The organism is Aureibaculum algae, from assembly GCF_006065315.1.
GTDB lineage: Bacteria > Bacteroidota > Bacteroidia > Flavobacteriales > Flavobacteriaceae > Aureibaculum > Aureibaculum algae.
Window position 1 is genome coordinate 5043450 of record NZ_CP040749.1, and the last position, 14491, is coordinate 5057940.

Here is a 14491-nt window from a genome sequence, read left to right on the forward strand (position 1 = left end):
CATTTACTAAAGATAAATTGTCTTTTTAGGAGAACTTATTAAAATTTCGTAACTTTTAAATCTCTTATAATAGGATATGAGTAGATTTTCGCTAACACTTACTCTTTATTTATTTACCTCTATTGGTGTCGTTTCTCAAGAAACAGGTTCAGTAAAAGGGGTATTAATAGACTATGAAAATCAAAATCCTGTTGAAAACGTTTCAGTCATTATTACAGGTATTAAAATCTCTAATGTTTCTGATCAAAATGGAAATTTTATACTACCAAACATACCTGTTGGTGATTATCTTATTGAGATAGTTAGTGAGCATTATGAAAACCAAAACTACCCTATTACCATTACTAAAGGTGAAATACTTGATTTACGTTTAATTTATTTATATCCAACAGATTTTATTTTTGACAATGCTGATCAAATCGTTTGGAATGATGAAAACCCCTATGAAAATAACCTAACCTATTATTCAAACTCAAAAGATGTTTTTCTAAAACGAGTTGGTTTTGATTTTAGTCCTACGTTTTTCAGCTTTCGTGGATATGATGCCAGTCAATCTATCATTATATTGAATGGTGTAGATATAACCAATTTATACAATAACAGGCCACTATGGAACACTTTTAGTGGTTTAAATGATATTTCAAGAAATAGAGTATCCGTTTTAGGCCTTTCTTATTCCAATCAAAATTTTGGTGGAATTTCTGGAGTAACATCAATTGAGACAGATGCATTTAAAATGCGACCAGGGCTCCGTATTTCGAGTTCATTTTCAAATAAAAATTTCATTGGAAGTACCATGGCAACCTATAATTCTGGAGTGCAAAAAAACGGATTGGCATTTAGTGTTTCTGCATCAAGGCGATGGGGAAACGAAGGGTATGTTAATGCCACTTTATATGATGCTTTTAGTCTTTTTGGCACATTATCATATAAGATAAATGAAGTACACAGTATTAATGCTACCGCTATCTATGCACCTAGTAGAAAAGGACAAACTACCGCAATAACCCAACGGACTTTTAATGAATTTGGTAATAACTATAATTCTTATTGGGGATGGCAGGAAGGAGAAAAACGGAATTCAAGTATTTCAAAATTTGATGCACCCATCTTTATGTTTGGTTACCGTTTTAAAAATGATAAGTGGTTATTTTCTACAACGCTTTCTTATCAATCAATAGACCAAAAAAATAGCCGATTAGATTATACAAATGCCCCAAATCCCTATCCCAATTATTGGAAATATTTACCTGAAATTAAAGACAATCCACAAATTGATTGGTTAAACCTATATGAAACCAATTTAAACACAACCAATATTTCAGACGGTGGTTCTGCCCGATATTTAATCTATGATAACATAAAAAAGGATAATGTTTTTAGTGTAAACTCAAGAATAAATAAGAAATTAAATGACCATCTAAATTTGGATATCGGACTCTCATTTAAAAATAGTAATTCAACTAATTATGCCTCGCCAAAAGATTTATTAGGTGCTCAATTTTATGTTGATGTAAATCCGTTTACTATTGTTAATGGTAATCCTACAAAAAATGACCTTTTAGGTGAAGAAAACAAAGGTTTAAATGAGAAAATTAAGTATGATTTTTATTTACGAGCATCTCAAGTTGCTGCATTTACCCAATTACAATATAAAACTGAGCAAACTGAATTTTTTATAGCCGCCAACTATACTAGAAAAGACTTTCAACGTGAGGGTAAATTTTTAAACCAGGCTTACGAAGATAATTCTTTAGGTAAAAGTGAAAAATTAAACTTTGATGATTATGCTTTCAAAGCGGGCATTACATATCAATTTACTTCAAATCATTATTTTCAACTTAATGCCGCTTATATAACTAAATCTCCTACAATTCAAAATACATTTATAAATAGTAGAGAAAATAATGCCATTGTACCTAATCTAATTTCAGAGAAAATTACATCAGCAGATGCGTCTTATCTTATCAATACTCCAAAGTTACAATCTCGATTAACTGGCTATTTTACTGATTTTAGAGATGGGACTACAGTCAACTCCTTTTTTGCTGAAATAGGAACAGGAGCTGATTTTTTTCAAGAGGTAATTACTGGAATTGACAAACGACATCTCGGTTTAGAATTAGGATTTGAGTATCAAATCAACTCTAATTTTAGTAGTTCTTTGGTGGTAGCATTAGGTCAACATACCTATACAAATAATGCTAATGTTGCTGTTAACTTTGATACCGCCGGACTCAGCGAAGATATAATTAACAATACGGGGTTTATAAACCTAGGAGAAACCTATCTTAAAAATTACAAAGTAGCCAATGGTCCACAACAAGCCTTTTCTGTAGGTTTATTTTATAAAAATTCTAAAAATTGGTGGCTCAATGGGTCAGCAAATTATTTTTCGAATGGATATTTAGATATTTCAGCAATAACAAGAACGGATGCCTTTTTTAATAACCCTAATGATTACGGTCAGCCTTATCAGGATATTGATTTTGATTTAGCAAGAACTTTATTACAACAAGAAAAATTTAGTAGTTACTCCATCATCAATCTGTCTGGTGGAAAATTATGGCAATACAAAAATATCAATCTAAAACTGGTAGCTAGCATTCACAATTTATTTGATGTTAACTATATTTCTGGAGGCTATGAACAATCACGAACCGCAAATTATGCTTCTTTGGTAGCAGATACAGCTAATGGTTCAGCCCAACGTAATTTCGGACCAAAATACTGGTATGGTTTCGGACGAACCTATTTTATAAACTTAGCCATCAGCTTTAAAAAAACGAAGAATGAACATTTTCTAAAAAAAGATTAATAACACTGTAGTTAAAACTTTTAAAAATGAAGACAATCTATAAATCTGTATTCTTTATCTTCCTTGCCATAGTTTCATGTGTACAAGATGATGATTATAATATTCCAACTATTAATGATTGTGATGAATCTAATTTAACTCCAACAAAAACAATTGAAGAAATATATAATTTGACAACTAGCGTAACTACACAATATAATGCTCCTGATATAATTGAAGCGTATATAACTTCTAACGATCAATCCGGTAATTTCTATAATGAATTACACTTTCAAACGCTCGACGGAACTCGTGGATTCAGTATTCCTGTTGATGTGGCCGATTTATACACCATTTTTAATCCCGGTAGAAAAGTTTCCATAAACCTCAAAAACACCTTTACACAATTAAATTTTGAGAGCTTAGAAATTGGTAATTTATATGTTGATGAACGCACTAAAGAAGAATCTATTGGTAAAATTACGGCTGCAAACTTTAAAAATGTGTTGGTAAAAACTTGTGATATTGTTGACGAAGAACAACTCGTTAATAAAATAACACTTAGTGAAATTACGGATGCCCATCTAAATACGTTAATAGAATTGAAGGATGTTCAATTTGAAGACGCAGCCCTTGGTAAAACTTTATATGATATAAATACTGATGTTGGTGGTGGCACCAATTATATAATCGAAGACATTTCAAATTCGTCAATTTCATTTAGAACCAGTGCCTTTACAAATTTTGGATCAACGCAAGTTCCAAACGGTAATGGATCTATAAGAGGTGTTTTAACTAAGTTTAGTAATACCTATCAAATACTGATAAGAGATATTGACGATGTGCAACTTAATAATGAAAGAAAACGCATCGGTTTTGCTGAAAGTATTGGTGGAATTAAAACAAATATAATTGATGTTCGAGATTTATTCACAGGTACCGATTCTAAAATTACCGATGACCTTTATATTGAGGGTATAATTACCATGTCTGGAATTGATGAAAATAATATGTCAGATCGCAATGCTTTTATTCAAGATGAATCTGGAGCCATTGCTTTACGAATGTCATCAGCAAGCTCATTACGCAGTGGGTATCAGGTAAAAATTAACTTAAAAGATGCTGTTCTTGGAAGTTTAAGAGGATTATTACAAGCAAATATTGTTCAATATAAACAGGTTTTATTTGTTGCTGATAATGTAGCTCTACCAGATCCAAATACGATAACAATAGAAGAGCTTAATACGGGGAATTACGAAGCTCAATTGGTGAGTATTGACAATGTTCAATTTGAAGAGGAAGAGGGAACATATAAAGGTAATATACCTTTGACCGATTGTAAAAAAACAGTGGTTGTTTTAACCATTTCTACAGCTACGTTTGCCAATGAAGAATATCAAAAAGGCAATGGGAAAATTATTGGAATAGCCTCAACATATACAGATCCTGTGCTATTGCTTAAAAATTTAGAGGGCACCGTAAATATGACGGGATCTAGATGTGTACCTACAGGAGATATAACCAATAAAGTTTTTATTTCAGAAATAGCAGATCCAGATAATAATACGAATGCTCGTTTTATAGAAATTTATAATGCAGATTCCAAACCCATCGACTTAACCGCATGGACGCTCAATAGATATACCAATGAAAGCAATACCGTTTCATCATCTATGGACCTTAGCGGAATAACCCTTGAAGTAGGACAAGCCTTTGTAATAGCAGTAAATGATGTTGAATTTGAAGCTGTTTTTGGTTTTGCCCCTGATATGGATGGCATAAGCACGGGGCCAGCAGGTTCAAACGGCGATGACAACATTACTCTTGTTGACCCTAATGGAACTATTATTGATATTTTTGGAAGAATAGGAGAAGACGGATCTGGAACCAACCATGAATTTGAAGATGGCAGAGCTTTACGGAATCCTTCAATTACTCAAGGAAACCCAGTATATACATTTAGTGAATGGCAACTATGGAATGATACGGGTGCAGAAGGCACAACCAAACTGCCACAAACTGCACCAGGAGATTTTACACCAGGTGTTAGATAGATTTGAGACCTCACAGCCACGACGGTTTAGTACAAAAGCCTTTTGAGATCTATTAAGCTATCTCACATTAAGTTAAAACTATTTGTTTATATGCCCTTTCACTAGAAACTGGCTCAGTAAAATGGTGAAATTTTGCGACCTTATAAATAAATACAAGGCTTTTAGTTAAGCTTAGAACCCAATAATTTTATACTTCGTTTTATTATTTTCACCGCTTTTAATTAATAAACCTAGCTCAATTCCTTTTTTTAAATCTCTACTTGCAGTAGAAGATGAAATATCTTTAAAGATATCCATATAATCCTTTCTAGTAAACTCTACAATATCTAGAGATTCAAAATATTCTAACCTTTGCTTTGTATTAAAAGTTCTATTATTAAAGATTAATAAACTTGAAAGAGATTCATTGATTACATCTAACATATACTCTATGAATTTTGTCGATTTCCCCACTTTATCACAATCGGCTAAGGCTTTGTAATATTTTTGTTGGTCGTTACTTATCAATGTTTCGAACGGAATATATTCAAAAACAGGATATTTTGCCATTAATATTAAAGTTTGCCATAATCTTCCCATTCTTCCATTCCCATCAATAAAAGGGTGTATGAATTCCATTTCATAATGAAAAACACAACTTTTAATTAATTCAATTTCTTCACTTTTAAGATATTGAAATAAATCTTTCATTAAAAAAGGAACATTTTCGTAAGGAGGAGCTAAATGTTCAACTTTGTTGCCCTTAACAATTCCAACTCCTTGTTTTCTATAATTCCCTGGCTTTTCAATTAAGTCAGCCATCAACATTTTATGAGCTCTTAAGAAAGATTTTTCGTCATTAGGTTTATAATCAAGAATAGCATCATAAACTTTAATTGCATTTATTACCTCTTTAATATCCTTTTGAGGCCCTATGACTCTTTTATTTGCAAGTATTGCTGTTATTTGTTCTTCTGTAAGTGTATTTCCTTCTATTTTCAATGAAGAGTGAATTGTTCTTATTTTATTTTGCTTTCTTAATGATGTAGATGGTTTGTCTAAAAAACTAGCATTTATCTGTCCTAATTTTTCAGAAATAGATGTTATTAATTTTAATATTCGCGAAGTAATATCATATGGTGGATTCATTTTTATGCTATCATTTGATAGCATCAAAAATACGGACATTTATTAATTTAATAAATTTATAAGGATGTTTTTTTTCGATAATAACGGCTCAAATAAACTAACAAGTGATTAAAACACCCCTATTTTGTTACAAATTTCCATTATTTTTACCTGATAATTCTAAAACCTAAGATGCAGCAACCAAAAATTATAAACATACAAGACAGAAAGCTTATTGGTCTATCACTACAAACTTTCTTAGCAGAAAATAAAACCTTTGAATTATGGAGAACCTTTAAACCCCGTGTAAAAGAAATAAATAACAGAGTACATACAGGTTATTATTCAATACAGGTTTACAATCACGATTTTGATATACGGCAATTTACTCCCAATATCATTTTTGAAAAATGGGCCGCCACTGAGGTTTCCGATTTTGATGATACCCCAGAAGGTTTAAAAGATTTTACCTTACCAGGAGGAGACTATGCTGTTTTTATTCATAAAGGGACACCTCAACAGTTTCCGAAAACAGCATCATTTATTTATGATGAATGGTTGCCAAAATCAAAGTATACATTAGATAACCGACCACATTTTGAATACATTCCTGAAAACAATAAACCCAATGACCCTAATGCCGAAGAAGAAGTTTGGATACCTATTAAATTGAAATAATGAAAACATGAGTTTCCCAAAAGATTTATACAATTACTTAACCAATAATTCCTTAATAGAAATTAAAGGGGGTTTAGAACGGAAAACATTTTTAAGTATTTGGATGGTTGCTGTAGAAGATAGAATATTTGCAAGAAGTTGGAATAAAAGCAATAAAAGTTGGTTTACTGAAATATTAAAAACTGGAATTGGTCAAATTAAATATAGCGATAAAATCATTAGCATAACAGGCAAAAAATTAAATGCCGATAATGACGTAAATTCATTAATTGATCAAGCTTATTTAGAAAAATATATTCAAAAAGAAAATATTAATTATGCAGAAGGAATTACTCAACCTGAATATTCAGATTATACAATGGAATTTTTTTATAAACAAATTTAGCCTAAATGAAACTAACACTCATGTTCACAGTAGGATTGCTTTTTAATATTTACAACCTTCAATCGCAAATAACAAATAATTACATCCACATTCAAAAAGAGAATAAACCCAAAAAAGATTGGAAAATCATTTGGCAAGACGACTTTAACAACGCTGAATTAGATACCACAAAATGGACAAAAATTCCACCAAATAATGCTGATTGGGGAAATTATATGACTGATGACCCTCTTTGTTACGACTTTAAGGATGGTAAACTGTATTTAAAAGGTATAAAAAATACAGATACTATTAAAGATCCAAGGCCTTATTTAACTGGTGGAATTTATACAAAAGGTAAGTTTGCCTACCAATATGGAAAAATAGAAATTCATGCTAAATTAGAATCCGCTCAAGGAGCTTGGCCTGCAATGTGGATGCTCGCTGAAACAAAAAAATACGGAAAATATCCCAAAAATGGCGAAATCGACTTAATGGAACACCTCAGTTTTGAAGATCAGGTATATCAAACTACACATTCTTATTACACGTTAGAATTAAAACAAAAAGATAATCCGCCTTATTACACTACTACCAAAGTTGATGTCTCTAAATACAATACCTATGGCTTAGAATGGTCTCCAGATAAACTTGTATATACCATAAACAGCAAACCAACAATTACATACCCTAAATTAGATAATGTAGATAAGAGCCAATGGCCTTTCGATCAGCCTTTTTACCTGTTAATTGATCAGCAATTGGGTGGTTCTTGGGTAGGAGAAGTAAATCCGGACGATTTACCTGTAAATATGGTTGTTGATTGGGTTAAGGTGTATCAATAAAATTAATTTTAACAAATATTTAGCCTCAAAACCTTCGATTTTATCTTTAATCTACTAAATTTGTAGGATACTAAAATAAAAACAAAAATTATGGCAACTTTACGATTAGGAGATACTGCTCCAAATTTTACAGCTCAGAGCTCAATAGGTGAACTGAATTTACACGAATATTTGGGAGACAGTTGGGGAATATTATTTTCTCACCCCGCTGATTTCACTCCAGTTTGTACAACAGAATTAGGTACAACTGCCAAGTACAAACCTGAATTTGACAAACGCAATGTAAAAATGATTGCATTGAGCGTAGACGGTGTACAATCGCATAAAGAATGGATAAAAGACATTAATGAAACACAGCAAACGGAAGTTAATTTTCCTATAATTGCAGATGAAGACAGAAATGTCTCTACGTTGTATGACATGATTCACCCAAAGGCTGATAACAGTTTAACAGTACGTTCTGTTTTTATTATTGCACCCGATAAAACCATTAAATTGATTTTAACTTATCCTGCATCAACAGGTAGAAATTTTAAAGAATTATTGCGTGTGATAGATTCATTGCAACTTACTGCTTATCATAAAGTAGCCACTCCTGCAAACTGGGAACAAGGTGATGATGTCGTTGTAAGTCCGGCAATTGCAACAGAAGACGCTAAAAAAATATTTACAAAAGGTGTTACCGAAATAAAACCCTATTTGAGAATGACACCTCAACCAAATTTATAAGTAAAACCTCTTACAAAAAAACCTCCTAATGTATAGGAGGTTTTTTTTATAAAATCATTTTTTTATCTGTAAAATAACCTCAGATTATCTTTATGGAAATTTAACTTTAAAACGATGTAAAATCGATCCAAATTTAAAGTAAGCACAATCTTTTCATAATTATAACAACATCTCATTTATTGATCTATATAGTATTTTTGACTCGTGTTAAACAAAAAACTATGTATTATGAAAAAAATTAAAGTATTAATTGTAATGATTTTTATGGGATGCCTAACTGCCTTTCCTACGAATATTAACAACGAAACAGATACTAATCTTACGGTTCAAATAAAAAAAATGCTTGAATCTCCAGAATTTAAGTCAACCAAACAAGAGCTAAATGCAACCGTTCTTTTAATGCTCAATGCCAATGATGAAATTGTCATTATTGAAGTTAAATGTGCTGAAACCCAAGTTGAAAGTTTTGTAAAAAGTAGATTGAATTACAAAAAGGTAAAATCCAATTCAGTACTAAAGGGTAAAATTTTCAAAATGCCATTAAAAATTGTTATGCAAAATTAGAAGTTAATTATTTGCTTTAGTAGGTAATCCCTTTTCCAAAGCTGCGTGCTGGATTAGGGTTTATTGTTTTTTAGAATAATATAGACTGGAAAATGATCACTATATCCTCCTTGAAACCAAGGACCAATATAAGTTCTAAACGGTCTTCCTTTATGTTTTCCTTTCCATTCTTTTAAAAACTCTTCATCAAAAACATGAGCTTCTTTATAAGTTAATTCAGAGGCATTCATCAAATTTTTACTCAAAATTATTTGATCAAAAAGATGCCATTGCCTTCTATAGGTTAATGTGCCAAATCCCTTATCAAATATAGATTCGTAAGGGTTGTAAAAATCTTCTGTTACTAAATGTTGTTTAATACTTGCATTTGTGGGGTCATCGTTAAAATCACCCATAATAATAATGTTTGGGTTTGGTGTTTCCAGCTTAATTTTTTCGATAGATTGGTGAATTAATTCTGCTGCTTTAACTCTTTTATATTGAGTATCTCCATCCTCTCTCCGAGAAGGCCAATGGTTTACAAAAAAGTAAATGAGTTTACCTTCCAGCTTGCCCTTCACTAATAAAACGTCTCTCGTTTGGTCTAAAACACCGTCCAAATTATCAACTGCAAGTGTAATTGGCTCGGCATGTATAAAATCAAAAACATGAGGTCTGTATAAAAAAGCCACATCAACACCACGTTCATCGGGCGAATTAAAATGTATTATTTCATAACCTTTATGTTGCAAGGCCTCAGTACCTAACAAATCTGTAATTACCTGCTTATTTTCTACTTCTGCAATACCAATAACGGCTGGCGAAAATCCGGTTTCTTTCTCTCCAATTTGGGCAATTACAGTACTTAATTGCTTTAATTTTCTGAGGTACCGTTTCTTATTCCATTTATTTCTACCTGTAGGTGTAAAATCTCTATCCAATACATTATCTGTATTCGAAATATCAAATAAGTTTTCAAGATTGTAAAATGCAATAGAATATAAATTGTGCTTCTCTTTGTCTTCCGTCAAAATATAAAATTAGTATGCATCGAATGTACAAAAAATATTGAACTGGGTTTTACTTTTCACATTTAAGCGAGAATTATTGATTTTTTGCCCAATTGAAGGCTTTTTAAAGTTGCATAGCACAGCTATGGAAGGAAAATAAGGCAAAAAATAGTTGAAAAAGAATAATTTTATAGCGAATGGAAAAAGTTAAAATCAGTTCATCATTAAGTTCGGTATTCTTCATACCTTTGTAACATGATAGAAGAAAAGAGTTTAGAGCTTGAAAAAGTTGTACTTATTGGTATAATGAATCAGGAACAAGATGCTGAAAAGTCTCAAGAATACTTAGATGAACTAGAATTTTTGACTTTTACAGCTGGAGGTGAGGTCGTAAAACGATTTACACAAAAAGTTGACACACCTAATCCGAAAACCTTTATTGGTTCTGGAAAAATGGAAGAAGTAAAGCAATTCGTTGAGGCAAATGACATTGGTGCGGTTATTTTTGATGATGAATTATCACCGGGACAGCAAAGAAATATAGAGAAGATGCTGAAATGTAAAATATTAGACAGGACAGGTCTAATATTAGATATTTTCGCTCAGCGTGCCCAAACAAGTTATGCTCGTACTCAAGTTGAATTAGCTCAATACGAATACTTATTACCGCGTTTAACAGGGCTATGGACTCACCTCGAAAGACAACAAGGTGGTATTGGTATGCGTGGACCTGGTGAAACAGAAATTGAAACAGATAGACGTATTGTACGAGACAGAATTACTTTATTAAAAAAGAAATTAATTACCATTGATAAACAAATGGCCGTACAACGTGGCAATCGTGGTAAAATGGTACGTGTGGCCTTAGTGGGTTACACAAACGTGGGTAAATCTACTTTAATGAATGTTATCAGTAAAAGTGAAGTCTTCGCAGAAAACAAGTTGTTTGCTACCTTAGATACCACAGTTAGAAAGGTAGTTATTAAAAACATTCCTTTTTTACTGACTGACACGGTTGGGTTTATTAGAAAATTGCCAACGCAATTGGTAGAGTCATTCAAATCGACTTTGGATGAAGTACGTGAAGCAGATTTGTTATTGCATGTAGTTGATATTTCTCATCCTAATTTTGAAGAACATATTGATTCTGTAAATAAAATTTTAGATGAAATTAAAAGTGCAGATAAACCAAGTTTAATGATCTTTAATAAGATTGACAACTATACGTATGACACTATTGATGATGATGATTTAGTTACTGAAAAAACAACAGCACACTATAGTTTAGACAATTGGAAAAAAACCTGGATGTCTAAATTAGACGAAAATTGCATCTTTATTTCTGCTTTAAACAAAGAAAACATTGATGATTTTAAAGATAAAGTTTTTGATGCTGTAAAGAAAATACACATTGCTCGCTTTCCGTATAATGATTTTTTATATCATGAATATACTGAAGAAGAAGAAGAGTAAATAAAAAAGCATCCTATACACTAGGATGCTTTTTTTTAAAAATGTAATAGGTTTATTTTCCCTTTCTCATTTTTATCATTTTCTGAATCATATCATACATTTCCCGCAATTCTTTTTCGCTCATATTTTGCATTTCTTCATCTTCTTTATCCGCCAAGGCCATTTTTTTCCATTCATTAAAAGAGAGTTTACTTAGTTTATCCATGTCTTCTTCAAAGCTTTCCATGTCCATATCCATGTCTTCTTCAAAGCTTTCATTACTAAAAAAATTAGCTGCTTTTTTAATTGGAAAATCAGGTAATGTAAAATGAGTATCAGGCACATTAATGTCAAATTGAATACTAGTCGCCTTTTTAGCTGTAGTAATTCCCATTACTGTACTTTCAATTTTAAGTGTAAAATGTTTGTAAACCCATTGTTTTACGCCCATGGCTTCCCAAATTTCGCATTTATAGCCCATATAATCTTCTTCACCAATCATTTTACCATTTAAGTCTTTTATCATATCTCTACCTACATCACCGGCATCAGCGTTTGGATGAAACGCAGCAATCATATCCATAGGTAATGATCTTTGAGCTATAATTTCTTTATTATCAAAATCAACTGTAAACCATTCTCCATTATCTAATTTGTTGACAATATGCGTTTGTTTAATTTCTTCTTTTTTCTGACCAAATATTTTAGTTTTAGTGGTTTGCGTTGACTTTTCGTCTTTTAGCTCAATAGCTCCCCAATCTTTAAAGTATATCGTTTCTATACCTGAACCAGACATAGTGCTTCCTAAAACTTTACCATTAATTGTAGATTCGTATTTTACAATACCCGATTTTATTTGATAACGTTTCAATTCTTTTTGACTGTTTCCAGTGCAACTTACCAACGTTGCACATAAGAAAATTACTAGACTTGACTTTTTCATTTTTTAGGTTTAAAGATTATAAAGGATTTGCCGTAACTTCTAATTCTGCTGTGACTACAATATTAAAACTTGTGTCACTTTCATCTGAAGTAGTTTGCCCTGAAATACCAACAATTATACTTTTGTTGTTTTTTAATAAATCGGCCATACTGTTTAGCTTACTAACATCTGTAACTTCGAAAATAGTAGATGCATCATAAGCAGATTTTACATTAAACCCTTCTGTTTTTAAAATAATAGTGTTAGCATAAAAATCTATATCAACATAAGCTTCAGTATTTCCAGAAAAACTTATGATTTTGTAGGTTAATTTTTTAATTTTTACGTCCTTAATTTTGTTCAAATAATCATGTGTGTCGTTATTGTCCATACTTAAATCAACACTTTCGTTTATGGTTTCTTGACCTTGATTAACGTGAGCAACAATGGTTGATTTTATTGTAGTATCAAAATCTACATCTAAGATATCGTCATCACAAGATATACATACAAAACAAATAAGTAATGCCGATAAAATTTTTACAGTTGTTTTCATGATGTTGTTTTTATAGATTTATTATTATTCAAAAATAAGTGTCACAATTTGGTAATAGCTCCTTAATTTGTTCTATTTCTAGTTCATTTAATTGATTATCAGAAATATTAAGATTGTACAAATTTGTTAATTTGCTAAAAGATTTAGGTAAACTACTTAATTGATTACCTTCTAAAGAAAGACTGTTTAAATTGGTGAGATTACCAAATGAATTAGGCAGGTTTACCAATTGATTATCTTCCATTGTAAGGCTGTTTAAACTAGTAAGATTACCAATTGCATCAGGGAGGTTTTCAAATAGATTATTATTTAAATTTAAGAAGGTTAAGTTATTCAGTTTTCCTATTGACTCTGGAAGACTAGATAATTGGTTCTTTTGTGCATAAAGCATTGATAAGCTTATTAAGTTTCCAAAGGATTCAGGTAACTTTTTGAGCTGGTTACTTGTAAGGTATAATTCTTCAAGATTGGATAAATTTCCAAAAGATTCTGGAAGTAATTCTAATTGATTTCCATAAAGATTAAGGCTATAAAGATTGTTTAGGTTACCAAAAGATTCAGGAAGTATTATTAATTGATTTGCACTTATATTAAGTTCATTTAATGCTAGTAGACTTGTAATAAATTCAGGTAAACTCTTTAGCTTATTACCACTTACATCAAAGCTTTGCAAATTGGTTAACTTACTAAGGGATTCAGGTAAGTTTATAAGTTGGTTAAGACTAAAGGAAAGTTTAGTTAAGTTAATTAAATTACCAACCGATTTCGGTACATTAGTTATTTGATTATCATTCAAAAAAAATGTTTTTAGGTTTGTGAGGTTACCAACAGCATCAGGTAACCCAGTAAGTTTATTTCCTCCTAACGATAGCTCCGTCAAATTAGTTAGGTTTCCAATAGAATCAGGAAGGTTTGTCAGTTTACTGGAAGAAATATTAATAGATTTTAAATTCTTTAATTTTCCTATGGATTCTGGAAGACTAGACAAATCACTTTGAGAAACAGAAAGACTTTCTAAATTGGTTAACTCTCCTATAGACTTTGGAAATTCGGCCATTTTACTAATGGAGATATTTAAGTATTTTAAATTTTTAAGATTTCCTATAGATTCTGGCAGATTTGTAAACTGATTCATCCTAAATTCAATAGTTGAAAGGTTTTGCAGTTCACCAATTTCTTTAGGTATTTTTGTAATTTGTGTGTTTGCTATAGTTAGGTATCTTAAATTTTTAAGTTTCTTTATAGAACTGGATATAGTGGTAATTTCTTGCCCACTTAATTCTAAACTAAAAACTTGATCTGGAGTTTTTAATGCTTCTTCAACGGATTCATAGGTTTTATTCTCCTGAGCAAATACATTTATACTTAGAATAAAAAAGAGTATAAATATGACTGATTTTAATAGTTGTAATTTTTTCATTTTAATAGATTTTA

At 31.2% G+C, this 14491-nt stretch carries 13 protein-coding genes; 8 read left to right on the plus strand and 5 right to left on the minus strand.

What is annotated here, in order from left to right; translation table 11 throughout:
* The first annotated feature begins 76 nt into the window (after nucleotides 1-76).
* Nucleotides 77-2818, plus strand: a complete 2742-nt coding sequence (locus FF125_RS21320; RefSeq protein WP_138952163.1) for a carboxypeptidase-like regulatory domain-containing protein — start codon at nucleotides 77-79, stop codon at nucleotides 2816-2818.
* Between the two features lie 26 nt (nucleotides 2819-2844).
* Nucleotides 2845-4851: a DUF5689 domain-containing protein gene (locus FF125_RS22210; protein ID WP_250629647.1), complete on the plus strand. Its 2007-nt coding sequence runs from the start codon at nucleotides 2845-2847 to the stop codon at nucleotides 4849-4851.
* Between the two features lie 171 nt (nucleotides 4852-5022).
* Here FF125_RS22210 and FF125_RS21330 read toward each other — a convergent pair whose 3' ends face one another.
* Nucleotides 5023-5979, minus strand: coding sequence for a Fic family protein (locus tag FF125_RS21330; RefSeq protein ID WP_138952164.1), 957 nt, complete (start codon nucleotides 5977-5979; stop codon nucleotides 5023-5025).
* 171 nt (nucleotides 5980-6150) lie between these two features.
* Between FF125_RS21330 and FF125_RS21335 the strand changes: the two genes are divergently transcribed.
* The 5 genes from FF125_RS21335 (at nucleotide 6151) to FF125_RS21355 (ending at nucleotide 9138) form a co-directional block, all read left to right on the plus strand.
* Nucleotides 6151-6636 (plus strand): GyrI-like domain-containing protein, encoded by a 486-nt coding sequence (locus FF125_RS21335; RefSeq protein WP_138952166.1) that lies wholly within the window; start codon nucleotides 6151-6153, stop codon nucleotides 6634-6636.
* Between the two features lie 7 nt (nucleotides 6637-6643).
* Nucleotides 6644-7021, plus strand: coding sequence for a DUF2255 family protein (locus FF125_RS21340; protein ID WP_138952168.1), 378 nt, complete (start codon nucleotides 6644-6646; stop codon nucleotides 7019-7021).
* A gap of 5 nt (nucleotides 7022-7026) precedes the next feature.
* The gene (locus FF125_RS21345) at nucleotides 7027-7845 is read left to right on the plus strand and encodes a glycoside hydrolase family 16 protein (RefSeq protein WP_138952170.1); all 819 of its coding nucleotides are present in this window, start codon (nucleotides 7027-7029) and stop codon (nucleotides 7843-7845) included.
* Between the two features lie 90 nt (nucleotides 7846-7935).
* Nucleotides 7936-8574, plus strand: a complete 639-nt coding sequence (locus FF125_RS21350) for a peroxiredoxin (RefSeq protein ID WP_138952172.1) — start codon at nucleotides 7936-7938, stop codon at nucleotides 8572-8574.
* 228 nt (nucleotides 8575-8802) lie between these two features.
* Nucleotides 8803-9138, plus strand: coding sequence for a hypothetical protein (locus FF125_RS21355; RefSeq protein WP_138952174.1), 336 nt, complete (start codon nucleotides 8803-8805; stop codon nucleotides 9136-9138).
* A 53-nt stretch (nucleotides 9139-9191) separates the two neighbouring features.
* Here the strand turns inward: FF125_RS21355 and FF125_RS21360 are convergent, their stop codons facing one another.
* Nucleotides 9192-10148 (minus strand): endonuclease/exonuclease/phosphatase family protein, encoded by a 957-nt coding sequence (locus FF125_RS21360; RefSeq protein ID WP_138952175.1) that lies wholly within the window; start codon nucleotides 10146-10148, stop codon nucleotides 9192-9194.
* A 234-nt stretch (nucleotides 10149-10382) separates the two neighbouring features.
* Here FF125_RS21360 and hflX point away from each other — a divergent pair, with 234 nt between their 5' ends.
* Nucleotides 10383-11600, plus strand: coding sequence for a GTPase HflX (gene hflX / locus FF125_RS21365; RefSeq protein WP_138952177.1), 1218 nt, complete (start codon nucleotides 10383-10385; stop codon nucleotides 11598-11600).
* Between the two features lie 52 nt (nucleotides 11601-11652).
* On the opposite strand, the gene FF125_RS21370 is transcribed toward hflX, so the two are convergent.
* Genes FF125_RS21370 through FF125_RS21380 form a run of 3 tightly spaced genes read right to left on the minus strand, consistent with a single transcriptional unit; the run spans nucleotide 11653 to nucleotide 14477 of the window.
* Complete coding sequence (locus FF125_RS21370; RefSeq protein ID WP_138952179.1) at nucleotides 11653-12522, minus strand: hypothetical protein; 870 nt, start codon at nucleotides 12520-12522, stop codon at nucleotides 11653-11655.
* 16 nt (nucleotides 12523-12538) lie between these two features.
* On the minus strand, nucleotides 12539-13057 hold the full coding sequence (locus tag FF125_RS21375) for a hypothetical protein (RefSeq protein ID WP_138952181.1): 519 nt from the start codon (nucleotides 13055-13057) through the stop codon (nucleotides 12539-12541).
* A gap of 28 nt (nucleotides 13058-13085) precedes the next feature.
* On the minus strand, nucleotides 13086-14477 hold the full coding sequence (locus FF125_RS21380) for a leucine-rich repeat domain-containing protein (protein WP_138952183.1): 1392 nt from the start codon (nucleotides 14475-14477) through the stop codon (nucleotides 13086-13088).
* Between the last annotated feature and the right edge of the window lie 14 nt (nucleotides 14478-14491).

What these genes read in the sequence shown, in the direction of transcription:
- FF125_RS21330 (WP_138952164.1), bottom strand. Translation starts at nt 5,979, where the DNA reads ATGAATCCACCATATGATATTACTTCGCGAATATTAAAATTAATAACA.
- FF125_RS21335 (WP_138952166.1), top strand. Translation starts at nt 6,151, where the DNA reads ATGCAGCAACCAAAAATTATAAACATACAAGACAGAAAGCTTATTGGT.
- FF125_RS22210 (WP_250629647.1), top strand. Translation starts at nt 2,845, where the DNA reads ATGAAGACAATCTATAAATCTGTATTCTTTATCTTCCTTGCCATAGTT.
- FF125_RS21350 (WP_138952172.1), top strand. Translation starts at nt 7,936, where the DNA reads ATGGCAACTTTACGATTAGGAGATACTGCTCCAAATTTTACAGCTCAG.
- FF125_RS21320 (WP_138952163.1), top strand. Translation starts at nt 77, where the DNA reads ATGAGTAGATTTTCGCTAACACTTACTCTTTATTTATTTACCTCTATT.
- FF125_RS21370 (WP_138952179.1), bottom strand. Translation starts at nt 12,522, where the DNA reads ATGAAAAAGTCAAGTCTAGTAATTTTCTTATGTGCAACGTTGGTAAGT.
- FF125_RS21355 (WP_138952174.1), top strand. Translation starts at nt 8,803, where the DNA reads ATGAAAAAAATTAAAGTATTAATTGTAATGATTTTTATGGGATGCCTA.
- hflX (WP_138952177.1), top strand. Translation starts at nt 10,383, where the DNA reads ATGATAGAAGAAAAGAGTTTAGAGCTTGAAAAAGTTGTACTTATTGGT.
- FF125_RS21380 (WP_138952183.1), bottom strand. Translation starts at nt 14,477, where the DNA reads ATGAAAAAATTACAACTATTAAAATCAGTCATATTTATACTCTTTTTT.
- FF125_RS21345 (WP_138952170.1), top strand. Translation starts at nt 7,027, where the DNA reads ATGAAACTAACACTCATGTTCACAGTAGGATTGCTTTTTAATATTTAC.
- FF125_RS21340 (WP_138952168.1), top strand. Translation starts at nt 6,644, where the DNA reads ATGAGTTTCCCAAAAGATTTATACAATTACTTAACCAATAATTCCTTA.
- FF125_RS21375 (WP_138952181.1), bottom strand. Translation starts at nt 13,057, where the DNA reads ATGAAAACAACTGTAAAAATTTTATCGGCATTACTTATTTGTTTTGTA.